Consider the following 24,275-nt stretch of genomic DNA (forward strand, 5'->3'; position numbering starts at 1 on the left):
AGAGCGCTCTCTCCGAGTTCTCCTCTCTGCATCAGTTCTGATGGACCCTCACGCACTCTGACGGGCGGGGTGTGCGGCTGGGTGAGAGAGCGCTCTCCCGTAGGGTGGTCCGCCGGTCGGCGGGCTGCGGTGTGCGTTCCGAGAAGGAGCAGCGACATATGAGATTCAGACCAGGCCGAGCCGCGGCGGCAGTGGTGGCGGGCATCCTCGCCATCCCCGTCCTGGGAGCACCGGCCTTCGGCGCGGACACGCCGGTCCTGCTGTCGCAGGGCAGGACCGTGACGGCATCCTCCGAGGAGAACGGCGGCACCACGGCCGCGAAGGCGGTCGACGGCGACACCGGCACCCGCTGGTCCAGCGCCGCATCGGACAACCAGTGGCTCCAGGTGGACCTCGGCACGTCGTCCAGCATCAGCAAGGTGGTGCTGAACTGGGAGGCCGCGTACGCGAAGGGGTACCGCATCCAGGTCTCCGGGGACGGTTCGAACTGGACCGACCTGCGCACGGTGTCGGACGGGGACGGCGGCATCGACACGCTCGACGTCAGCGGTACCGGCCGCTACGTACGGGTCCAGGGCACCGTGCGGGCGACGGGCTACGGCTACTCCCTCTGGGAGTTCCAGGTCTACGGCTCCGCGTCCGGGACCACGAACCCGGGTACGGGCTCGGGCCAGTGCGGTACGGCCAACGCGGCGCTCAACCGTACGGCCACCGCCTCCTCAGCGGAGGGCGTCGGCACCCCGGCCTCCTCCGCCTTCGACGGCTACGGCGCCACCCGCTGGTCCAGCCTGGCGACCGACCCCCAGTGGATCCAGGTCGACCTCGGCGCGGTCAAGAACATCTGCCAGGTGGACCTCTCCTGGGAGGCGGCCTACGGCAAGGACTTCGCCATCCAGGCGTCCACCGACGGCACCACCTTCACCGACCTGAAGAAGGTCACCGGCGCCACCGGCGGCAACTCCTCCTACCAGGTGCAGGGTTCGGGGCGTTACCTCCGCATCGCGGGCACGGCCCGGGGTACCGCGTACGGCTACTCCCTCTGGGAAGCGGCCGTCCACGTGCAGGACGGTTCCACGACGACACCGATCCAGGGCGGCGGTGACCTCGGCCCCAACGTCAAGGTCTTCGATCCGTCCATGTCGGCCGCCACCATCCAGCAGCAGATCGACACGATCTACCAGCAGCAGGAGTCGGCACAGTTCGGCGAGGGCCGCTACGCGCTGGCCTTCAAGCCCGGCAGCTACGACGTCAACGTCAACACCGGCTTCTACACCTCGGTCCTCGGCCTCGGGCGCAACCCCGACGACGTGACCGTCAAGGGAGTCAGTGTCGACGCCGGATGGTTCAACGGCAACGCGACGCAGAACTTCTGGCGCTCCACGGAAAACCTCTCCATCGCCCCGTACGACGGCACCAACCGCTGGGCGGTGGCCCAGGCCGCGCCGTTCCGCCGGATGCACGTCAAGGGCGGGCTCAACCTCGCCCCGTCCGGCTACGGTTGGGCGAGCGGCGGGTACATCGCCGACTCCAAGATCGACGGCACGGTCGGCCCGTACTCGCAGCAGCAGTGGTACACCCGCGACAGCTCCATCGGCGGCTGGACCAACTCGGTCTGGAACATGGTCTTCTCGGGCACCGAGGGCGCCCCGGCGACCTCCTTCCCGGAGCCCCGGTACACGACCCTGGACACCACCCCGGTCAGCCGTGAGAAGCCGTACCTCTACCTCGACGGCTCCACCTACAAGGTGTTCGTGCCCTCCAAGCGGGTCAACGCCCGCGGCGTGAGCTGGGCCAACGGTTCGACTCCCGGAACGTCGATCGGCCTCGACCAGTTCTACGTGGCCAAGCCGGGCGTCTCGGCCGCCACCATCAACCAGGCGCTCGCGCAGGGCCTCCACCTGCTCTTCACCCCGGGCGTCTACCACCTCGACCGCACGATCGAGGTCAACCGCGCCGACACGGTGGTCCTGGGCCTCGGCCTCGCCACCATCGTCCCTGACAACGGCGTCACCGCGATGAAGGTCGCCGACGTCGACGGTGTCAAGCTCGCCGGCTTCCTGATCGACGCGGGTACCACCAACTCGCCCACCCTGCTGGAGATCGGCAAGCAGGGCGTGCACACCGACCACGCCAACAACCCGACCTCGATGCAGGACGTGTTCGTGCGGGTGGGCGGCCAGTTCGCGGGCAAGGCCACGACGGCCGTCGAGATCTACAGCGACGACACGATCATCGACCACACCTGGATCTGGCGGGCCGACCACGGCTCCGGCGTCGGCTGGAACGTCAACGCCTCCGACAACGGCTTGCTGGTCCACGGCGACGACGTCCTCGCGACCGGGCTCTTCGTCGAGCACTTCAAGAAGTACGACGTCGAGTGGTTCGGCGAGCGGGGACGAACGATCTTCTTCCAGAACGAGAAGGCGTACGACGTACCCAGTCAGGCCGAGTGGATGGACGGCAGCAGCAAGGGGTACGCGGCGTACAAGGTCGACCCCGCCGTCAACACCCACGAGGCCTGGGGCGTGGGAAGCTACTGCGCCTTCACCTTGACGAGCATCGAGACGGACCGGGGCTTCCAGGTCCCCGTGAAGTCCGGCGTGAAGTTCCACAGCATCCTGGCCGTCTCGCTCGGTGGGGCCGGGCGCTACAACCACGTCATCAACGACACGGGTGCCCCCGCGTTCGGGACGGACACCGTTCCGTCCACGGTGACGAACTTCTCCGGCTGATTCCGGGGTAGTCGACGGGTCACACCGGCCTTCGGGCCGGTGTGACCCGGCGAGGCGGGTGCCGGACGGCGGTCCGGTACCCGCCTTCGTCGTTCCGGGCCGAGGCGGCTTCTCGTCGGCCCCGAGGGTCAGCCCGCGCTGCAGGAGACCGTCGGCCAGGTCGTGGCGCCGTTGGTCTGGATCGTCACTCCCCAGTTGTTGCCGCTGCCGTTGGGCTTGGCGGTCAGTACCTGGGCGCTGGGGTAGGCCGCGGCGATGTTCCACGTCGCGATGATCTTCTCGGGGGAGGGGACGTTCATGGTGACGGTCCAGTTGGCGGAACCGGTGACCGAGACGTTGAGGTTGTAGCGGTCGCTCCACTGCTGGCCCGCGGACAGGGTCGCGGAGCAGCCGCCGCCGGTGCCGCCCCCGCCGCCCGTGCTGCCTCCGTCAGGGGCGACGGCGCGTCCGGTCTGCGGCGAGATCATCCCCGCGCACAGTCCGCGGGCCGCCAGCCCCTGGGCGATGCGCGGGATCGCCGCCAGGGTGGCGGCGGGCCACTCGTGCATGAGGATGACCTGGCCGTTGGTGAGTCGCCCGGCGGCCTGGACGACCGCGTCGGTGCTCGCGCCGTTCCAGTCCTGCGAATCGACGTCCCAGATCACCTGCGTCAGACCGTACTTGGCCTCGACGGCCTGCAGCGTCGCATTGGTCTCACCGTACGGAGGTCGAAAGAGTTTCGGTGTTCCGCCGCCCGCCGCCGCGATGGCCTGCTGGGTCCGGGATACCTCCGAGTCCATCTGCGCCTGGCTCTGCTGGATCAGGTGCGGGTGGGTGTAGCTGTGATTGCCGACCCACATGCCGGCGTCGACCTCCGCCTTCACCTGGGCCGGGTAGGAGGCCGCGAACTGGCCCTCGTTGAACATGGTCGCCCGCAACCCGTTCTGCTTGAGGGCGTTGAGCACGGCGGGAGTGTGGTCGTTCGAGGGGCCGTCGTCGAAGGTGAGCCCGACGTAGCCGTTGCACGTGGCGGCGTACGACGGGGAGGCGACTGTCGTGAGGGCGGCGACGGTGGTCACCGTCGTCATGATCGCCGCGAGGCCGGCGGCCAGGGACCGCGGCGAGAAGACCGAAGGTGTTCGCATGTGTTCCTCCTAGGGAAGGCGACTGCGGCCGGACCGTGTCGGCCGGCGTTCCCGCAGTGCGGTGGGACTCGTCAAGTCCGGTCCTGTGATTCGGAGTTCGAGTACGGAGGCCGGGTCGACGCGTCAGGGGTTCCGGGTCGGCGATCAGTGTTGACGTGCCTCCATGGGCTGTCAATGGTTTCGGTCGCGACAGCGAAAGCTTCGAAGTAGTTTTTCCGACGGGTGTCGGGAAGGTCAGCAGTTCATGGGCGTGTGTCGGCCGCAGCTCTTCTGAGGCGTGTGGAGAAGTGGACGGGGGTGCGTCGGTGTGGGCCTGCTGCGGCCGAAAGTTTCGAAAGCATCTTGCCGACACCCGCGCCGAGTTGGCGGTTGGCGGCACGCTCCCGTCGGCCCCGGGGCGGAGCCGTGGCGTGGCCGATCCGTGCCTGCGTGTGCTCCGGTGGCGGGCTCCAGGCCGGTCGGCCGCACGGCAGGCGTCCCCCGTCCGGTGCCGGCCGACTCGCGGCCCCTCTTGCGGGCCGGAGACCAGTAGGGGGCGGGCCAGGGGGCGAGGGGCGATGAGCGTCGGAGGATGAGCGGCGCCAAGCCTTCGTCGACTGACCAGGGTTGACGGAACGTCAGCTGCCGACGGGCCCGTGGTCGTGCCCGGACAGCGCCCCGTCGCCTACCGGGGGTCTGCAGTGCGTCCGCCCCAACGCCCTCGCCCGCAGGTGGACCTCGGGAACGGGGCGCTTGCTACAATCCACGAGTCAGCCTTCGGTGCCCCCGGCTTGGGTGCACGCGAAGGCTTTTTTCATGCCTTCTGACACATCTGCCTCCGGCAAACCGCCCAGCACCTACCGCCACCTGCTCCGCAACCGTGAATTCGTCGGCCTGTACGCCAGCCTCACCCTCACGGCCGCCGCGAGCACCTTGTCGGGCTTCGCGCTCGGCACGCTGGTCGACCAGCAGACCAAGTCCCCGTTCCTGACCGCTGTAAGCATGTACGGCGCCACCTTCGCCACGGTGTTCGGTGCGCTGACGCTGATGTCGGTCGCGGACGGAAGCCGTCCCCGCCGGACCCTCGTCGCGCTCGAGTGTGTCGCGCTCGTGGGTAATGCCGCGCAGGCGGTTCCAGGGCTGCCGCTTGCCGCCCGGTTCGGTCTGCTCCTGGTACTGGGCTTCTTCCAGTCGCTGGGAACCGGGGCACGGATGGGGCTGCTCGCCGAGGTGGTGCCGACCTCCGCCTACGCACTGGCACGTTCGCTGATGAACATCACCTCGGGAGGCATGGCCGTGCTCGGCTACGCCATCGGCGCCGTACTGCTGCAGTACCTGAGCCCGCAGGAGGTCTTCGCCATCGCGGCAGCCCTGACCGGCGGTGCATCGATCATCGTGGCGGTGACGGTCCGGGAACGCTCGATCCGTCCGACCCGTCGCCCTGGACTGCGTCAGACCTGGACGACGAACATCGAGCTCTTCTCCCGCTCCGGGCAACGCGCGCTCCTGCTGAACCTGTGGATCCCCAATGGCCTGATCGTCGGCTGCGAGGCCCTGTTCATCTCCTACGCCCCCCATCACGCCGGCGTTTTCCTTGCCGCCGGATCGGCAGGCATGCTCCTCGGTGACCTTGCGATCGGGCGGCTGTTCACCGCCGAACGGCGACGCCGCTGCGCATTCGCCCTGCGACTACTGCTCGCTGCCCCCTACCTCCTGTTCGCCGTCCACCCGCCCGTGCTGGCGGCGACCGCCGCGGTGTTCGCCGCCGGCGCCGGCTTTGCTGCCACCCTGCCGCTCCAGGAGCAGCTTCTGGAGCTGACCCCCGATCCGGTCCGCGGCCAGGTCCAGGGGGTCGAGTCTGCCGGCCGGATGACGTGGCAGGGTATCGGAGCCGCGATCGCCGGTGGCATCGCCCAGCACTTCACCGCCGGCACGGCCTTCGCCTGCATGGCCGCCGCCTCCATCGCCATCACCGTCCTCTCCCGGCCCTTCGTGGTCCGCGCCCGAGCCGTCCGCGTCCAGGCGGCGAACGCATAGGGTTCCCCCGGCGGTGCGAGTGGCGGGCGCGCCCGGATACGCCCGCCACGTCTCGTGGCTCCTCGACAGCGTCCGGGGCGGAAAGGTCGTGTTCCGCGGGGCAGCCCGGGGAGTTGGAAGGAGTGCCGGCCCATCGCCGGTATTCGGTCCGGTACTCCTCATCCGCCGAACGTCGGGCCGCCTTTGGGTCGCCCCCGGTCGGGCCGGATCGCAGCCCGGTCGGGCCGGATCGCCGGGCGACCCCAGGTGAGGGGATTGGCTCAAAAGCTCCTTGCGGGCCGTGTCCGCGAGGAGGAGATGGGGCGTCCGGGCGGCGGTGAGGCGGAGGCGAAACCTCCTCGGCCGCGTGCCCCGTGCAACGCCCCAGCGTGTCACCGGTCTGTTGGGCCCGTTTCCGTCGTGTGAACGGTACGCCCTCGGGTCACAAATTTCTATCGTTGAAAATTTTCTGTGCACGACCGTTGTGACAGGGCTGGGGGCTGTGGCTCAATGATCGACCATGTGCTGTGCCTCGCTCGTTCGAGGCACTCAGCTCCTTCGTGAGGACGATGCCATGAGACGACAACTACCGCGCCGACGTGCGGCTTTGACGACGCTCGCCTGTACGGCGGCCCTGGCGATGCCCCTCGGCATCACCATGGTTCCGGCGGCTGCCGCGGCACCTGCCGCCCACTCGTCGTCCGGTGCCACGGCGCCGGCGTTCGTATCCGAGAACCCGGCCACTCTGGTCCACGGGCTCAAGGGTGAGTACTACGCGATGTCCGCCCCCGGGGCACGGGACTTCGCCAAGCTCGGTGCCACCGCCCTGGACCCGGAGGTCAACTTCGGGGATCTCACGGGTGCTTTCCAGTCGGCCACGGGTCAGACCGAGAACACCACCGCGCGTTGGACTGGCCAGATCCAGGCCCCGGCGACCGGTGACTACACCTTCTCGGCGAGCGGCGACAACGGCTTCCGGCTGCTGATCGACGGCGTTCCGGTCATCGACCACTGGGTGGGCGACTGGGACGTCGAGCAGACGAGCAAGCCGGTTCACCTGGTCGCGGGCGTGCAGCACGACTTCAAGCTGGAGATGTTCCAGGACATCGGTGGCGCCAACATGTTCCTGCGCTGGTCGAGCCCGGCGCTCGCCAAGCAGATCATCCCCGAGTCGGCGTTCACCCCGCCCGCGGACTACGAGGTCTACCCGGTCGCCCTGACCGTCGCCGAGGACGGCAAGCGCCTCCAGGCCACGTTCGACGACAAGGTCGGCAACCTGGCCGCCGTGAAGGACCACCTCGTCATCGAGGCGGACACCACGCCGATGCCGATCAAGTCCGTCGTCAAGACGTCGGGCAAGGGCAATTCGCTCATCGTGACCCTGTCCGAGGCCATCCAGAAGGGCCAGCAGGTCAAGGTCACCTACGGCGCCGAGGGTGGGCTCACGGTGGGCGGCGAGACCGTCCCCGACATCAGCCGCAGCGCCAGGAACCTGTCGACCGAGCGCCTCACCACGGTCTGGGGCGACAAGCTCGACCGCAACAACCCGCTGCCCGAGTACCCCCGGCCGCAGCAGGTCCGCTCCCAGTGGAAGAACCTCAACGGCACCTGGGAGTTCGCCGGTGCCGCCGCGGGCGAGCAGCCCGTCTTCGGCAAGAAGCTCGGCGAGAAGATCACCGTGCCTTTCGCGGTGGAGTCCCAGCTCTCCGGTCTGGAGCGCCACGAGGACCACATGTTCTACCGCAAGCTCGTGACGGTTCCCAAGAACTGGAAGGTGGGCAAGTCCGGCAAGGACAAGCGGCTGAAGCTCAACTTCGGCGCGGTCGACTACAACGCGACCGTCTTCGTCAACGGCAAGAAGGTCGCCGAGCACACCGGCGGCTACACCGCCTTCGACGCTGACATCACCGACGCCCTCAAGGGCACCGGTCAGCAGGAGATCGTGGTCGCCGTCACCGACACCACCGGGGACAACCAGCCCAAGGGCAAGCAGTCCTCCAACCCCGGCGGCATCGAGTACACCGCCACCTCCGGCATCTGGCAGACCGTCTGGATGGAGCCGGTCTCCACCGCCTCCATCGACTCGCTGACCACCACCCCGGACATCGACAAGGGCCGGCTCGCCGTCACCGTCAACTCCGACGACGCTTCCGCCGGCGCCCGCATCACGGCCGTCGCCCGGGACAAGAAGGGCAAGGTCGTCGGTACCGTCTCCGGTCCCGCCAACCGTGAGCTCAGCCTGCCGGTGGCCAAGGAGCACCTCTGGTCGCCCGACGACCCGTACCTCTACGACCTCGACGTCACGCTGACCGACGGCCGTGCCACCGACAAGGTGGGCAGCTACTTCGGTATGCGCTCGCTCAAGGTCGAGAAGGTGGGCGGCTACCAGAAGCTCACCCTCAACGGGAAGCCGTTCTTCTCGCTCGCCCAGCTGGACCAGGGCTTCTACCCCGACGGTCTCTACACCCAGCCCAGCGACGACGCCCTCGTCTTCGACCTGAAGGCGCAGAAGGACCTCGGCTTCAACGCCGTGCGCAAGCACATCAAGGTCGAGTCGCCCCGCTGGTACTACCACGCCGACCAGCTCGGACTCCTCGTCTGGCAGGACTTCGTCTCCGCCGGCATCAACAACGAAGCCGGCCGGCAGGCCTTCGTCTCCCAGGCCCAGGAGGAGATGAAGCAGCTGCACAACTACCCCTCCATCGGTGGCTGGATCGTCTTCAACGAGGGCTGGGGCGAGTGGGACCGCACCGCGACCGGCAAGCTCACCGAGGCCGTCAAGGCCGCCGACCCCTCGCGCGTCGTGAACGCCCACAGTGGCGTGAACTGCTGCAACTCGAAGGGTGACTCGGGCGCCGGCGACATCATCGACCACCACGACTACGGCAACACCGACCCCGCCTTCCCGGACGCCACCCGGGCGGCGATGGACGGCGAGCACGGCGGCTTCACGCTGCGCTCTCCCGGACACATGTGGCCGGGCACCCCGACCGTGATCTACAGCGGGGTCGGCGACAAGGCCGCGCTCACCGCCAAGTACGTCGAGAACACCGAGAAGTACTACCTCGAAGCGGCCGGCGCCGAGCTCTCCGGCTCCGTGTACACCCAGGTCACCGACCTGGAGCACGAGCTGAACGGTCTCTGGACGTACGACCGTCGTGAGGCCAAGGTCGACATCGCGGCGGTGCGTGCGATCAACGAGAAGGTCATCGCAGCCGGTGCCGCGGCCGGGAAGCGTGACGAGGTGAAGGGCGGAGCAGCCTGGAGCCTGGACGAGAACAAGGGCACCAAGGCCGCCGACAGTGGCCCGAACCACGCTTCGCTCACCCTGACCGGTGGCGCCTCGTGGACGCAGGGTGTCTCGGGCTCCGCGCTGAAGTTCTCGGGCGACGCCCAGTACGCGCAGACCACCGGTCCGGTCGTGGACACCACGAAGGACTATTCGGTCTCCGCGTGGGTCACGCTGGACCAGCTGCCCAGCAACTACGCCTCGGCGGTCAGCCAGGACGGCCGACGCACCGAGAACCCGTTCTATCTCCAGTACGGACAGGGCGCGTTCGCCTTCTCCCTGCCGGGCGGCAACCGTGCCCGCGCGGTGGCCACTCCCGAACTGGGCAAGTGGTACCACCTCGTGGGCGTGCGCCAGGGCGACACCATCTCGATCTACCTGGACGGCAAGCTCGCCGCGAGCGCCCCGGCCGGCGGTGCCGGTGACGTGAGCACCGGTCCGCTCTCCCTGGGCCGTGCCAAGTGGAACGGAAACCCGACCGACTTCTGGAACGGTTCGGTCGACCAGGTCCAGGTCTTCGACAAGGCGCTCGGCGCCGCCGACGTGAGCGCGCTGTACACCGCTCACGCTCCGAAGGCCTGATCCACGGTGGTCCGCCGGTGCGTCCATGGCGCCGGCGGGCCACTTTGCCGGCGGTACCGACCACTCCCGTGTGCTCGTCCCGCCCACTTCAACCTCACGTTCCACCACCGGTGTTGACCCCTCAGTGGGCCGCGGCGGTGCTGTCGCGCGCCCGCGTACCGCAGCGGTGCGCGGGCGCGTGCGAGCCGGGCAAAGGCCCCGTCCCTCGCCCCACGACACATTTTGGAAACGCATCCGTCGTGCTCTTGCCGTCGCGCCGAAGCCGCATATATAACGTTGTAAACCGAGCCGCCGACAGGCCGCGCCGCCCCTCCCGGCCCCGGTTCCGTACCCACGGAACACGTCGAGGACAGGCAACCGGCATCAGCCCCGCATGAGCTGATGCTTCCTCAGAAACAGCCCGACCGCACGTGGTTCCGCGTGCCGTCATCCCGCCCAAGGAGCGTCCCGCGCATGATGATCCAGCGCCGATCCCGTACCCTCGCCGCGGCCTGCGTGCTCGCCGCCACCGCAATGCTCACCGCGGCCGGCTGCTCGAAGTCGGAGACCAACGACACCGCCTCCTCCTCCGACGCGGGCCAGGCCGCCCAGGAGGCCACCACGGCCCCCGCCGGCAGCTCCGGCTCCGGCTGCTCCCTCCAGACCTACGGTGCGCCCAAGCTCGACCTCAAGAACGCGATCGTCGGCTTCTCCCAGTCGGAGAAGGAGGCCAACCCGTTCCGTATCGCCGAGACCCAGTCCATCAAGGACGAGGCGGCCAAGATCGGCGTCAAGAAGCTGCTCACCACCAACGCCCAGTCGCAGCTGTCGAAGCAGATCAGCGACATCCAGGACATGCTCTCCCAGGGCGCGCAGTTCCTCATCGTCGCCCCGCTCAACTCCGACGGCCTGGAACCCGCGTTGAAGGCGGCCGCGGCCAAGAAGGTCCCGGTCCTCACCGTCGACCGCAAGCTCAACGCCACCGCCTGCAAGGACTACGTGGCCTTCCTCGGCTCGGACTTCGTGGAGCAGGGCAAGCGCGCCGCCGACGCGATGATCAAGACGACCGGCGGCAAGGGCAAGGTCGCTATCCTCCTCGGCGCCTCCGGCAACAACGTCACCACCGACCGCACCAAGGGGTTCGTGGACGAGCTCGCGGCGAAGGCTCCGGGTCTCGAGATCGTGGCCCAGCAGACCGGCGAGTTCGCCCGTGACAAGGGCCAGCAGGTCATGGAGCAGCTGATCCAGTCGAAGCCCGAGATCACCGCCGTCTACGCCGAGAACGACGAGATGGGCCTCGGCGCCGTCACCGCGCTCAAGGCCGCCGGCAAGAAGCCGGGCAAGGACGTCAAGATCGTGTCGGTCGACGGCACCCGCAACGCCGTGCAGGCCGTCGTGAACGGCGACTACAACGCCGTGATCGAGTCCAACCCGCGCTTCGGCCCGCTGGCGTTCCAGACCGCGCAGAAGCTCTACGGCGGCGAGGAGATCCCCGAGAACGTCATCATCTCGGACCGCGCGTACGACGAGACCAACGCCAAGGCGTCGGTCGGCGGCGCGTACTGATCCGTCGTCCCGGCGGACGGTCAGGCGGTGTCCGCCGAGCCTTGGCCAGGGGCCCGGCGACCAGCAAACGGCGCCCCGCCGGGTTGCCGGAACGCCCGAATCGCTCCGCGACGAGGAGGTTCCAGCGCCCTGCGACGCACCGCACCGGACGCCGCGCCCTGACCGGCCGTGACTCGCCGGACGTGGCCTGAGGCCCTCCCGCGGCCGCCGTGGCGCGAACCACGCCACGGCGGCCGGGATGTCCGTCGCCCACCAGTACCGGGGCCCCCGTCCCCGTACCCGCCCTTTCGGCACCTTGGAACTTGGAAGGCCAGGATTCATGGCACCACCCGAAGCAGTAACCCAGCCGCCCGAGCCCGCAGCGTCCGTCCCGGGCCCCGCCCAGGAAACCGGCTCGGTCCTCGAAGCCCGCGGCGTCAGCAAGCGGTTCCCCGGCGTCGTCGCCCTGGACGACGTGTCGTTCTCCCTGCGGGCGGGGGAGACCCACGCCCTGGTCGGTGAGAACGGCGCCGGCAAGTCCACCCTCATCAAGGTGCTCACAGGGGTCTACCGGCCCGACGGCGGCGAACTCCGGATGAACGGCGCGGCCGTCCGCTTCGCCCGGCCCTTCGAGGCACAGCAGGCCGGCATCTCCACCATCTACCAGGAGGTGAACCTCGTCCCGCTGATGAGCGTGGCGCGGAACATCTTCCTCGGACGCGAGCCCAAGAACCGCGTCGGAATGATCGACTTCGGCCGGATGCACCGCGAGACGACCGAGCTGCTCGACGGCTTCGGCGTCCGCGTCGACCCCAAGCGTCCGCTGAACACCCTCGGCATCGGCACCCAGCAGATGGTCGCGCTCGCGCGTGCCGTCTCGGTCAACGCCCAGGTCGTCATCATGGACGAGCCCACGTCCTCGCTGGAGCCCCGCGAGGTCGAGACGCTCTTCCGGGTCATCGCCAACCTCCGTGAGCGCGGCATCGCCGTCCTCTACGTCAGCCACCGCATGGACGAGCTCTACCGGATCTGCGACCGGGTCACCGTGCTGCGCGACGGCCGTCACATCCACACCGGCGACCTCGCCGACCTGAACCGGATGCAGCTCGTGTCGATGATGCTCGGCCGTGACATGGCCGAGGTCAAGCGGTCGGGCCTCACCAACTTCACCGAGGGCGGTCACGACGCCACCCGTACGCCGGTCCTCACCGCGTCCGGTGTCTCCAGCCGCCACCATCTCCACGACATCTCCCTGGAGCTCTACGGGGGAGAGGTGCTCGGACTCGGCGGGCTCCTCGGCTCCGGCCGCAGCGAGACGGCGAAGGCCCTCTCCGGCGCACTGCCGGTCGACGCGGGGAACATCGCCGTCGACGGCAGGAGCCTCGGCCGGCTCACCCCGGCCGCCGCCATCAAGGCCGGGATCAGCCTCCTCCCCGAGGACCGCAAGGCCGAGGGCATCATCCCCGGTCTGTCGGTGCGCGAGAACATCGTGCTCGCCGCGATGCCCCGCCTCTCCCGGGCCGGAGTCGTCTCCCGCGCCAAGCAGGACCGGGTCGTCGAGATCTTCATGAAGCGCCTGCGCATCAAGTGCTCCAGCCCCGAGCAGAAGGTCGGCGAACTCTCCGGCGGCAACCAGCAGAAGGTGCTGATCGCCCGCTGGCTCTGCCTGGAGCCCAAGGTCCTGCTGCTCGACGAGCCCACCCGCGGCATCGACGTCGGCGCCAAGGCCGAGGTCCAGAGTCTCATCGACGAACTCGCGGGGGAGGGCCTGGCGGTGCTGCTCATCTCCTCCGACATCGAGGAGCTCATCGAGGGCGCCGACCGCATCGTCGTCCTGCGCGGCGGAGCCGTGGCGGGCGAGCTCGCCGGCGACGAGGTGGCCGAGAGCCGGCTGCTCGAAGTGCTCGCCGACCACGCCCCGGACGCGTCGCCCACGAACGCGCCGGCCACGCCGGAGAAGACCCCGGTCGCACAGGAGGAACCCCGATGACCCAGGCCACCCTGGCCCCGCCCGCAGCGAACCCGCTGGCCCGGCTGCGCACTCCCGCGTGGTGGCAGGAGTACGGCGTCTACGCGGCCGTCGCCGTGCTGCTGCTCTTCAACGCGCTCTTCACCGACCACTTCATGACGACCGACAACCTGCGTACGCAGCTCGTCCAGGTCGCCCCGATCGTCATCGTCGCCCTGGGCATGGCCCTGGTCATCGGCACCGAGGGCGTCGACCTCTCCGTCGGCTCCACCATGGCGGTGGCCGCGGCCCTCCTCCCGCTCTACCTGGGGTACGGCCTGGTACCGGCGCTCGGCATCGCCCTGCTCGCCGGAGCCGTCGTCGGAGCGGTCAACGGATCGCTCGTCTCCCTCGTCGGGCTCCAGCCCATCGTCGCCACCCTCGCGCTCTTCGTGGGCGGCCGCGGCCTCGCCCTGGTGATGGCGGACGGCCAGCTCAAGCAGATCGAGAACCCCGACCTGCTCGCGCTCGGCACCGACTCCTTCCTCGGCATCCCGCTGGTCGTGCTCATCGCCGGCGTCCTCGCCGTCGCCGTGGCCTTCCTGGTCCGGCGCACCACCTTCGGCCGTCAGATCGTCGCCGTCGGCGGCAACCGCGCCGCCGCCGGACTCGCCGGACTGCCCGTCAAGCGCGTCCTCATCGGCGTCTACGTGCTCTGCGGCGTGCTGGCCGCGCTGGCCGGCGTGCTCGCCACGGCCCGGCTCACCGCCAGCGACCCGTCCTCGCTCGGCACTCTGATGGAGCTCTCCGCCATCACCGCCGTCGTGGTCGGTGGAACCCCGCTCACCGGCGGTTCCGTCCGCGTGCTCGGCACCGTCGCCGGAGCCCTGCTGATGCAGCTCCTGCGCGCCACCCTCGTCAAGCACGACCTGCCCGACTCCACCGCCCAGATCGCCCAGGCTGCCATCATCATCGCCGCCGTCTACGTCGCCCGGGAGCGCCGGTCCCGATGAACGAAACCTCCTCCGCCCCGGTGGCCCGGACCACGGCCCCGCAAGCGACCCCCGCTCCGGCCAAGGCGCCCGAGCCCCGTCCCCGGGACGGTGCCGGCTCCACCGGCCCCACCGCGGGACAGCGCGTCCTCGACATCCTCCAGCGCCAGGGCGTCCTCGCCGTGCTGGTCGCGGTGATCGTCGTCGCTTCCGTCATCTATCCGACGTTCCACAGCCTGGACAACGCCCGCGGCGTCACCGTGCAGGCGTCCTTCCTCGCCGTGGTCGCCCTCGGCATGACCATGGTCATCATCACCGGCGGCATCGACCTTTCGGTCGGCTCCGTCTTCGCCCTCGGCGGTGTCCTCGCCGCCTGGGCATCGCAGTACGGCTTCCTGCCCGCCCTGCTCGTACCGCTCGTGGTCTGCTCCGCGATCGGCCTGCTCAACGGGTTCCTCATCGCCCGCGCGGGCATGGCCCCCTTCATCGTCACCCTCGCCACCCTGCTCGGCGCCCGCGGTCTGCTGCTCTCCCTCACCGACGAGGGCGGTACCACCTACCTCGTACCCAAGGACTCGGCCTTCGCCGACCTGGGACAGGGCGCGGTCTGGGGATTCGGGTACCCGCTCCTGATCGCCCTCGTGCTCTTCGGGATCGGCGGACTCGTGCTCCAGCGGACCTCGTTCGGACAGTCGATCTTCGCCGTGGGCGGCAGCAGCGACGCCGCGACCCTGATGGGCCTCCCCGTCGCCCGGACGAAGATCCTCGTCTACACGCTGAGCGGTCTGCTCGCCGGCCTCGCCGGCGCGCTGAACGCGGCACGGCTCACCTCCGGCGTCACCATCGTCGGCGTGGGCATGGAGCTCGACGCGATCTCCGCCGTCGTCATCGGGGGAACGCTGCTGGTCGGCGGCGCCGGATCGATCAGCGGAACCCTCTGGGGCGTGCTGCTGCTCGCCGTCATCCAGAACCTGATCAACCAGATCGGTACCCTCAACTCCTCCTACCAGTCGGTGGTCAGCGGCGGCTTCCTTATCGTTGTCGTGGTGGCGCAGCGCTATCTGGCGCGCAACCGCAGAACCACGTGAGCGGAGCCGTTTCCCATAGCCGAACCGAGTGAAGGAGTGCCGTGGGCGTCAGCCTCAAGGACGTCGCGCAGCGGGCGGGCGTGTCGATCAAGACCGTGTCCAACGTGGTCAACAACTACCAGCACGTCACCCCGAAGATGCGGGCCAAAGTGCAGCAGGCGATCGATGAACTCGGCTACCGGCCGAACCTCACCGCCCGCCACCTGCGCAAGGGCCGTACGGGCATCATCGCGCTGGCGGTCCCCGAGTTCGGCAACCCGTACTTCGCCGAACTGGCCGGAGCCGTCGTCGACGCCGCCGCCCGGCACGACTACACCGTGCTGGTCGACCACACGGCAGGGCTCCGCGAGAAGGAACTGCTGGTCAGCCAAGGGTTCAGGTCGCACGTGATCGACGGGCTCATCATGAGCCCGATCCATCTGGAGACCGAGGACCTGATGGCACGCGAGGAGACCGCCCCCCTGGTCCTGCTGGGGGAGCGGGAGTACGAAGCGCCCTACGACCACATCGCGATCGACAACGTCGCCGCCGCCCGCACCGCGGTACGCCATCTCCTCGATCACGGACGCAGCAGGATCGCCTTCCTCGGATCCCGGACCGGCCGCGAACGCCAGCCCGCGCACCTCCGCTTGCGCGGCTGGCGCGAGGAACTCACGGCCGCCGGCATCGAACCGGACGAGGCCCTGGTCGTGGTCACGGACGGATTCGGGCGTGAGGACGGGGCCATCGCGATGGCGTCCCTGCTCGACCGGGGCGAACGGCCCGACGCGGTCTTCGCCTACAACGACCTGATCGCGATCGGCGCCATGCGCACCGTCACCGCGCGCGGGCTGTCGGTCCCGGACGACATCGCCTTCGTCGGCTTCGACGACATCGAGGAAAGCAGCTACGGCACCACCACCCTCACCACCATCGCCCCCGACAAGGAGGCCATCGCCCGCCTCGCCGTCGACAGCCTCGTCGAGCGGCTCGCGGGCGAACCGGTGACCGAACCGCGGCGTCCACGCCCCGGCTACCGGCTCGTCGTCCGCGAGTCGACGGTACCCCGGCCGCCCGGCCCGGCCGCCTGAAAGGCCGCCCGGCCGGGCGCTCCACCGGCACGCACCGGGGCACCGGGCCCCGGCGGCGCGGGCCGCCCTGCCGGCTTGCGCCGGGCCGCGCGGCCACCCACCCGTCCACGACGGCCGTCGGCCGCCGTCCCTCCGGCCGACCGCTGCGCCCACCCGCACCGGCCGGCCGCTTCCACCAAGGAACGCCGATGCCCCGCCCCACCGCGCACCGCACCCCCTTCGGCTCCGCTCCCGGGAACGCCGAAGCAGACCTCTGGACGCTGGATTCCGGCACCGGAGTGCGGGCCGAAGTCCTCACCTACGGGGGCGTCCTGCACCGTCTCACCGTGCCGGACACCCACGGCGAGAGCCGACAGATCGTCAGGTCTCTTCCGACGATGAACGAGTACGGGAAGGACCACCCCTACTTCGGGGCGCTCGTGGGCCGTTACGCCAACCGCATCGCACACGGCAGGTTCGTACTCGACGGCACCACCCACGAGATCCCCGTCAACGACCGCGGCCACGCGCTGCACGGCGGACCCGAAGGCTTCAACACCAGAATGTGGGAGGCGTCAGGCAGGGAGGACGGCGACACCGCCTTCGTCGACCTGCGCCTGCACAGCCCCGACGGCGACATGGGCTTCCCCGGCGCCCTCGACGTCCGCGCCACCTACGCCGTCGACGCCTCGGGTACCTTCTCGCTCGACTGCACCGCCACCACCGACCGGGCGACCGTCGTCAACCTCACCCAGCACGCCTACTTCAACCTGGGCGACGACGACATCCTCGGGCACACCCTGGAGGTCGACGCCGACCACTACCTCCCCGTGGACCCCGAGGGCATTCCCGAGGGAGACCCGGCCGAGGTGCGCGGCACCCCGTTCGACCTCACCACCCCCAAGGTGCTGCGCGAGCGCCTCGCCCTTCCGCACGACCAGCTCGCCTCGGCCGGCGGGTTCGACCACTGCTGGGTCCTGCGCGACGAGGCCTCCGGCGCCGGCGGGCTGCGCCGCGCCGCCCGGCTCACCGCGCCCGACGCCTCCCGCGTGATGGAGGTGTGGACCACGGAACCCGGCATCCAGGTCTACACGGGCAACCTGCTGGACGGTACCTTCACCGACGGCGAGGACCGTGTGCACGACCGCCACGGCGCGGTCTGCCTGGAGACCCAGCACCTGCCCGACTCGCCGAACCGCGCCGGCTACCCCACCACGGTCCTGCGCCCCGGCCAGACGCTCCGCACCCGCACGGAATGGCGCTTCCCGCACCTGAGCACCGGCCGCTGACCACCTGGCCGCCCCGCACCCCGCACACACGAGAGCGCCGGTGCGGGCCCCGCGGACGGGCCCGCACCGGCGCTCACCGGCGTCCTACTTCAGGTACGGACCGGCGGTGCCCACCTGCCCGGGAGCGGCGTTCCTGCCGCCCAGGTCGAGCACGTACACCCGGAGGTTGCCCTTGCCCGGCGCGGCCACCGTGAGCGTGCCGTCGGACACCGTCCGGACGTCCCCGGTCACCGCGTCCTTGTAGGTGCCGTTCGGGATCCCGGTGTACGAAGCGCCTCCGGTGACGGTCACCAGGGCGAAGGAGTCGACCCCGCTCGCCGCGTCGGTGTACCGGCGCTTGTACGCCATCGAACCGCTGATGCCCTCGGTGGAGTACTGGCCCGTCTGGAGCGCCGGGACGGCCCGTCGGATCTGGTTGAGCCGCTGTACGTGCTTGACCAGCGGCTGCGCGAGGGTGTCCGCGACCGTGCCGCTCGCGGAGGAGACCTTGCTGAAGTCCGAGGCCGTCACGGCACCGGCGACACGGTCGCCGAAGTACGCCCGCCCGGTGGTCGCCAGCGGGCAGGTGGGCCCGCAGTCGATCTTCTTCCCCGCCTGGAACTCGACCTCGGAGCCGTAGTACAGCGTCGGGATGCCGCGGAACGTCCACATCAGGGCCATGTTCTCCGCCCACGCGTCCGTACCGCCCGCGTACCGCTCGCTGCTCTTGTTCGGCCCGTAGTCGTGGCTGTCGACGTAGACGACGTTGTAGGTGGCGTCGTTGTAGCTGTCGTCGGAGTCCTTGCCGTTGCCGTAGGCGTTGTTGGCGTCGCCGAAGTTCATGTGCATCCGCATGTCGATGACGTTCATCCCGGAGAACTGGCTGTGGTCCGGGGTGTGGTAGGCGTTCCCCTTCAAGAAGGCGTTGTCGGAGACCGGCTGCTGTCCGGTGCCCAGCTGCTCCTCGTAGGTGTACATCTCCAGGGAGGCGGCGGCGTCGTCCGCGCTGTAGTCCTTGCGCTCCTTCCAGGTGTAGAACTGCGCGGAGTGGTTGACCGAACCGCGGTTCCACTTGTCGTTGACGAAGGCGCCGACCTCGCCGAAGACGAAGAAGTTCTTCGCGGCTTCGGCACCGAACCGCGAGGTGACACGCTCCTGGATCGCCGGCAGGAAACGGCGGTTCCAGGTGGTGCGGGGGATGTGCACGGCGGTGTCGATCCGGAAGCCGTCGACGCCCATGTCGATGTACTTGTCGTAGGCGCCGATCAGGTAGTTCTGCACCGGGGCGCTCTCGGTGTTGAAGTCCGCGAGGTCTTCGTGGAGCCAGCAGCTGCGCGAGTCCTCGCCCTCCCAGTTGCCGATCCAGCAGTTGTGGTAGTACACCGTCGGAAACATTCCGGAAGTGGCGTTCGGCCACTGGCAGTTGTATACCTTGTAGCCCTCGGCGGACGTACTCCCGGTGGGCTTTCCCCAGTTGAGGCAGGTGTTGCCCGCCGGTTCGGCGGTCGACCACAGGTCGCCGTTGTAGTAGGACTTGCCGGACTTCGTCTCGACCGTCAGCCCGTCGTACTCGAAGCCGTCGTTCTTCTCGTCGTAGTACCAGCTCCACTGGGAGTCCCGCACGCCGTACACCGTCGGGGTGAACAGCCCCTTGGCGCCCCACCGCGAGGAGTGGTTGTAGACGACGTCCTGGTAGATCTTCATCCCCTTGGCGTGCGCCGCGTTGATGAGGTCCTGGTACGAGGCTCCGGCGGACTCCAGGCGCGGGTCGACCTTGTAGAAGTCGTACCCGTGGTACCCGTGGTAGTCGTAGTCCGATCGGTTGAGCACCACGGGGGTGATCCACACCGCCGAGAAACCCAGTCCCTTGATGTAGTCGAGCTTCTGGACCAGGCCCTTGAAGTCGCCCCGGAACATGGGGTCGTTGTTGGCCGCGTTGCCGGACTTCACGTCCTGGCTGCCGCCCCGGTCGTTCGTGCTGTCACCGTCGTTGAAGCGGGCGGTGAGAACGAAGTAGATCGGGTCCTTGCGGGGATCGGTGCCCAGCGGCTGCCCGGAGGCCGCGGCGGGCGGCCTGTCGCCGGTGGTGGCGGTCGCCGGCGCCGAGGCCGTCGAGACGTTCCCGGCCGCGTCCACCGCCCTGACGGTGTAGCTGTACGCGGTCCGCTCCTCCAGCCCGGTGTCGGAGAACACCGTGGAGCCGGTGTCCGCCACCAGAGTGCCCTTCGTCCCGCCGGTGCGGGTCACCTGATACTTGATCACCTTCGTTTCGTCCGTGGAGGGTTCCCAGGTGAGGACCACCGAGACGCCGTCCGCGGCGGCCGCCGCCTTCGCCGGAGCCGTCGGGGCCGTGGTGTCCGGGACCGCGGCGGCGCACGGGTCGGCCGCGTTCGCGGTGACCTTGTGATCCTGAACGGTGGTGCGCCCGGTCTTCAGGGCGTAGTCGGCCCCGTTGTTGTTGTCCCACACACCGTTGCCGTTGTTGAACGTGGCGTTGAGCCCGGTGGCCGTACCGAGGTCCACGGTCCGCCGGACCCATCCGGTGCAGGCCGCTTCCATGCCCGCCCCGGGTACGGTGGTCCACGCGCCGCCCACCGGCTGGTAGTGGAGGTTGGTGGTGGTCCAGCCCACCGTCGCGGTGGAGTAGTAGACCTCCGCGCTGTTCGTCCCGGTGGGGGAGGGGCTCGGAGTCGTACCGCTGTCCGCGCACGGGTCGCTGTGGGCCACCACGCCGTCCTTGACGGTGATGTCGCCGGTGCCCAGCGCGTAGTTGTTGCCCGAGTTGTTGTCCCAGACGCCGCTGCCGTTGTTGAAGGTGGCGGCCAGGCCGCCGGCGCTGCCGAGCGGGACGGTCAGCTTCACCCAGTCGGTGCAGGCGGCGGTCATCGCGGTCCCGGGCACGGTGGTCCACGAACCCCCGTCCGGTGCCCAATGGAGCTTGTACGCCGACCAGTTCTTCGTCTTCGTCCAGTAGAAGACGGTCGCCGAGTTCTCGGTGGCGGCGACCGGCGTCGCGGACGGCAGCTGCTCCGGCGCGGGTATCGCGGTAAGCAGGCCGAGCAGTGCGGCCGCCGCGACGGCCGCCGCCACGGGCCGTCCGAGCAGCCGCAGGGGGGAGCGTTTCATCATGTCTCCAGGGGGAGGCCGTGGCGGGGGAGGCCGCGGCTGCCGACAACACCGGTGCCCGGTACGGGCATCGGCCGAGATCCCGCCGGAGAACCCGGACGCGCCTCGGGGTTCGGGCGAGCGGAAGGATGCTGACGGCAATGGCTGTCAGAATCTTTCTGCAATCTCTTGCGTGCAGGAAATTACCCGTGCGTGTCAGGCACGTAAAGAGTTCTCACAAGGAAGGACCCGGGAGGGTGCCGTCCGCTGTCGTGCTTCCCGGGTTCCCGTCAACTCCTTTCGCAGAAGCCTCAGTCGTCCAGCAAGCCTGCTCCGAGCCTGTCGCTCGCGCCCTTCATGCCGGGCAGCAGGGAGAAGTGGCCGCCGCCCCGGGTGACGCTGAAGTCCGCGAGGGGCTCGCCGTCCGGGCGCGCCGCCGCACCGCCTCGAACTGCCGCCCGACGTCCCGCTGGTAGCGGCAGAGGTTCAGCCCCATGCCGAGCGCGCCGTCCGGCGCCGGGCCGCGGTCGACGTGGGAACTGCGGCGCGGCGGAAGTGAGACGGCCATCTCGGGCGTCCTTGGGTTCGCCCGGCGGATGTGCGGGTCGAAGGAGATCTTCCGGCCGTCCGGGTCCGACCGGCAGTCGGGAAAATCCGTCTCCTCGGTGCCGGTCGGCGGAGCGCCCGCCACCTCGTTCCGGCCGACGGCTCGCTCCTGCTCGGACACCGTCAGCCGGTCCCACGCCTCGACCCGCAGCCGGGTCGTCCGCGGTGCCTGGTAGCAGCAGCCCCAGGCCCGGGCGGGCGCTCCGCTGCGCGAACGCCCAGGTAGCCCGGCCCTGCCGGCGAGGCGTGCGCGCGGGCGCACATTCATGCGCGTGGGTCACCGGCCGTGCGCCCTTCGGGCAGGCGCGCCCCGAGCGCATCCCCTGATCGGCTGACTACACAGCGTGTTTAACATGTTTCATAGGGTAAGGGGAATATAGCCGGGGTCCGGTCCCGGTCGGGGGCGGACCTGACCTTCCATCAGCAGGACCGGTCCCTGGGAGAACCTCGGTGGAGAACACGGAAACCGTACGCAGCTGCCCCTTCGACTTCGCGCACCAGCTGGAGTTCGACCCCCAGCTCAAGGAGTTGCTGACCACCGCACCGGTGTCCCGCATCCGGATGCCGTACGGAGAAGGGGACGCCTGGCTGGTCACCCGGTACGACGACGTCCGGACGGTCACCACCGACCGGCGCTTCAGCCGCAGCGCCGTGACGGGACGGGACTTCCCCCGGATGACCCCCGAACCCATCGTCCAGGACGAGGCCATCAACCTCATGGACCCGCCCGCCAGCAGCAGGCTCCGCAGTCTGGTGGCCAAGAGCTTCACCACCCGCCGCATCGACGCCATGCGCGTGGGCACCCAGCGCATCGTCGACGGACTGCTCGACACGATGGAAGACGGCGGAACCCCGGCCGACTTCATGGCGGCGGTCGCCGCGCCCCTGCCGCTCGTGACCATCTGCGAAGTGCTCGGCATTCCCGAGCCGGACCGGCCCTGGCTCCGCTCCCACGCCCTCACCATGATGAACGTCGGGGCGGCCGGCAAGGAGGACGCCGTCCGCGCCAAGGCGGAACTGCGCGCCTACTTCGGCGAACTCACCGCACGCCGCCGCCGGTCGCCCGGCGAGGACCTCATCTCCACCCTCGCCACCGCGCGGGACGGCGACGAACTCCTCGGTGACGACGAGCTGACCGTCATGGCCATGGTCCTGCTCATCACCGGACAGGACACCACCACCTACCAGCTCGGCAACATCGCCTACTCGCTGCTCGTCCGCCCCGAACTCGCCCGGACCCTGCGCGACTCCCCGGAGCGCCTGCCCCGCACTCTGGAGGAACTCCTGCGCCACATCCCGTTCCGCAAGGGCGTCGGCATCCCCCGCATCGCCCTGGTCGACGTGGAACTCGGCGGCGTCAGCATCCCGGCCGGCGACGTGGTGCACGTCTCCTACCTGACCGCCAACCGCGACGCCGAGAAGTTCGAGCGTCCCGACGACCTGGACCCCGACCGGCCGTCGATCCCCCACATGACCTTCGGCTGGGGAGCCCACCACTGCCTGGGGGCCCCGCTCGCCACGATGGAACTGGAAACCGCGTTCTCGTCCCTGCTCCGCCGGTTCCCGCGCCTGCGCCTCGACGCACCGGCGGAGGACATCCGCTGGAACACCACGTCGATCTGGCGCTACCCGCTCGCCCTGCCCGTCACATGGTGACGTGAGCCTCCACTCCCAGACACGAGGAGAACCCATGGCGACCCTGTGCCGCCCGGCCATCGCTGTGCCCGAACACGTCATCACGATGCAGCAGACCCTGGACCTCGCCCGCGAGACCCACGACGGCCACCCCCAGCGCGAACTGGTCCTGCGGCTCATCCGGAACACCGGTGTGCAGACCCGCCACCTCGTCCAGCCGATCGAGGAGACGCTGCGCCACCCCGGCTTCGAGGTGCGCAACAGGGTGTACGAGGCCGAGGCCAAGAAGAGGGTCCCCGAAGTCGTGGGCCGGGCACTGGAGTACGCCGAGGCCGATGCGGCCGAGATCGACCTCATCGTCTATGTCTCCTGCACGGGCTTCATGATGCCGTCGCTGACCGCCTGGCTGATCAACACCATGGGTTTCCGGCCGGAGACCCGGCAACTGCCGATCGCCCAGCTCGGCTGCGCCGCGGGCGGGGCGGCCATCAACCGCGCCCACGACTTCTGCCGGGCCTACCCGCGGTCCAACGTCCTCATCGTGTCCTGCGAGTTCTGCTCGCTCTGCTACCAGCCCACCGACATCGGCGTCGGATCCCTGCTCTCCAACGGCCTGTTCGGTGACGCCGTCTCGGCAGTCGTCGTCCGGGGCGAGGGCGGCGCCGGGATGCGACTCGAACGCAATGGCTCGCACCTGGTGCCCGACACCGAGGACTGGATCTCCTACGCGGTCCGCGACACCGGATTCCACTTCCTGCTCGACCGGCGGGTTCCCGGCACGATGGAGATGCTCGCCCCCGTGCTCCAGAACCTGGTCGATGTGCACGGATGGTCGGTGCAGGCCATGGACTTCTTCATCGTGCACGCGGGCGGCCCGCGCATCCTCGACGACCTCTGCCACTTCCTGCAGCTGCCGCCGGGGATGTTCCGCTACAGCAGGGCCACTCTCACCGAGCGGGGGAACATCGCGAGTTCGGTGGTCTTCGACGCGCTGGCCCGGCTCTTCGACGACGGCGGCGCGGACGACGACGCGCAGGGCCTCATCGCCGGATTCGGCCCCGGCATCACGGCGGAGTGCGCGCTCGGACGCTGGGTGCGCCGGTCCGACCACGAACTCGGCCGGGCGGACGAACACCTGGCGTCGGGCGGAGCGCTGCCCACGCCGGACGGTGCGCTGCTCGGCTGAGCGGGCGCGCCGAGAGTCCGGGGGAGCGAGGCCGCCGCGTCGGCGGTGCCCCGTTCCCGTCGTCCAGCCGGACGCGTGTCGGGACCGTGCCGCGCACGCGAGCCCGTGCGGTACCTCCACGGCGCGGGCGGCACGGCCCCGCTTCCACGCGG

At 69.7% G+C, this 24,275-nt stretch carries 14 protein-coding genes; 11 read left to right on the forward strand and 3 right to left on the reverse strand.

Going from position 1 to position 24,275, the window contains the following annotated elements:
• The first annotated feature begins 158 nt into the window (after positions 1-158).
• Positions 159-2,732 carry a discoidin domain-containing protein gene (locus tag ACFZAX_RS10410; RefSeq protein ID WP_390960607.1) on the forward strand — a complete coding sequence of 858 codons (2,574 nt, stop codon included), beginning with the start codon at positions 159-161 and terminating at the stop codon, positions 2,730-2,732.
• 128 nt (positions 2,733-2,860) lie between these two features.
• On the opposite strand, the gene ACFZAX_RS10415 is transcribed toward ACFZAX_RS10410, so the two are convergent.
• Positions 2,861-3,856 carry a polysaccharide deacetylase family protein gene (locus ACFZAX_RS10415; protein ID WP_390960609.1) on the reverse strand — a complete coding sequence of 332 codons (996 nt, stop codon included), beginning with the start codon at positions 3,854-3,856 and terminating at the stop codon, positions 2,861-2,863.
• Between the two features lie 795 nt (positions 3,857-4,651).
• Here ACFZAX_RS10415 and ACFZAX_RS10420 point away from each other — a divergent pair.
• From ACFZAX_RS10420 to ACFZAX_RS10455, 8 genes are all read left to right on the forward strand, one after another.
• Positions 4,652-5,872 carry an MFS transporter gene (locus ACFZAX_RS10420; protein ID WP_390960611.1) on the forward strand — a complete coding sequence of 407 codons (1,221 nt, stop codon included), beginning with the start codon at positions 4,652-4,654 and terminating at the stop codon, positions 5,870-5,872.
• A gap of 553 nt (positions 5,873-6,425) precedes the next feature.
• The gene (locus ACFZAX_RS10425; protein WP_390960613.1) at positions 6,426-9,722 is read left to right on the forward strand and encodes a LamG-like jellyroll fold domain-containing protein; all 3,297 of its coding nucleotides are present in this window, start codon (positions 6,426-6,428) and stop codon (positions 9,720-9,722) included.
• A gap of 453 nt (positions 9,723-10,175) precedes the next feature.
• Entirely contained in the window at positions 10,176-11,267 is a 1,092-nt protein-coding gene (locus ACFZAX_RS10430) for a substrate-binding domain-containing protein (protein ID WP_390960615.1), read from the forward strand.
• A 319-nt stretch (positions 11,268-11,586) separates the two neighbouring features.
• On the forward strand, positions 11,587-13,236 hold the full coding sequence (locus ACFZAX_RS10435; protein WP_390960616.1) for an ATP-binding cassette domain-containing protein: 1,650 nt from the start codon (positions 11,587-11,589) through the stop codon (positions 13,234-13,236).
• On the forward strand, positions 13,233-14,207 hold the full coding sequence (locus ACFZAX_RS10440) for an ABC transporter permease (protein WP_390960618.1): 975 nt from the start codon (positions 13,233-13,235) through the stop codon (positions 14,205-14,207). The genes ACFZAX_RS10435 and ACFZAX_RS10440 overlap by 4 nt, the downstream gene beginning before the upstream one ends.
• Positions 14,204-15,274 carry an ABC transporter permease gene (locus ACFZAX_RS10445; RefSeq protein WP_390960619.1) on the forward strand — a complete coding sequence of 357 codons (1,071 nt, stop codon included), beginning with the start codon at positions 14,204-14,206 and terminating at the stop codon, positions 15,272-15,274. The genes ACFZAX_RS10440 and ACFZAX_RS10445 overlap by 4 nt, the downstream gene beginning before the upstream one ends.
• A gap of 41 nt (positions 15,275-15,315) precedes the next feature.
• Positions 15,316-16,344 (forward strand): substrate-binding domain-containing protein, encoded by a 1,029-nt coding sequence (locus ACFZAX_RS10450; protein ID WP_390960620.1) that lies wholly within the window; start codon positions 15,316-15,318, stop codon positions 16,342-16,344.
• A gap of 188 nt (positions 16,345-16,532) precedes the next feature.
• Entirely contained in the window at positions 16,533-17,612 is a 1,080-nt protein-coding gene (locus ACFZAX_RS10455) for a galactose-1-epimerase (protein WP_390960622.1), read from the forward strand.
• A gap of 84 nt (positions 17,613-17,696) precedes the next feature.
• On the opposite strand, the gene ACFZAX_RS10460 is transcribed toward ACFZAX_RS10455, so the two are convergent.
• Together ACFZAX_RS10460 and ACFZAX_RS10465 are read right to left on the reverse strand one after the other, a co-directional pair.
• Positions 17,697-20,717 (reverse strand): carbohydrate binding domain-containing protein, encoded by a 3,021-nt coding sequence (locus ACFZAX_RS10460; RefSeq protein WP_390960623.1) that lies wholly within the window; start codon positions 20,715-20,717, stop codon positions 17,697-17,699.
• A gap of 334 nt (positions 20,718-21,051) precedes the next feature.
• Positions 21,052-21,570, reverse strand: coding sequence for a hypothetical protein (locus ACFZAX_RS10465; protein WP_390960625.1), 519 nt, complete (start codon positions 21,568-21,570; stop codon positions 21,052-21,054).
• A gap of 182 nt (positions 21,571-21,752) precedes the next feature.
• Between ACFZAX_RS10465 and ACFZAX_RS10470 the strand changes: the two genes are divergently transcribed.
• The gene (locus ACFZAX_RS10470) at positions 21,753-22,958 is read left to right on the forward strand and encodes a cytochrome P450 (protein ID WP_390960627.1); all 1,206 of its coding nucleotides are present in this window, start codon (positions 21,753-21,755) and stop codon (positions 22,956-22,958) included.
• 34 nt (positions 22,959-22,992) lie between these two features.
• On the forward strand, positions 22,993-24,123 hold the full coding sequence (locus ACFZAX_RS10475; RefSeq protein WP_390960628.1) for a 3-oxoacyl-[acyl-carrier-protein] synthase III C-terminal domain-containing protein: 1,131 nt from the start codon (positions 22,993-22,995) through the stop codon (positions 24,121-24,123).
• Positions 24,124-24,275 lie beyond the last annotated feature (152 nt).

The sequence above is a fragment of the Streptomyces sp. NPDC008125 genome (genome assembly GCF_042957125.1).
Classification (GTDB): domain Bacteria; phylum Actinomycetota; class Actinomycetes; order Streptomycetales; family Streptomycetaceae; genus Streptomyces.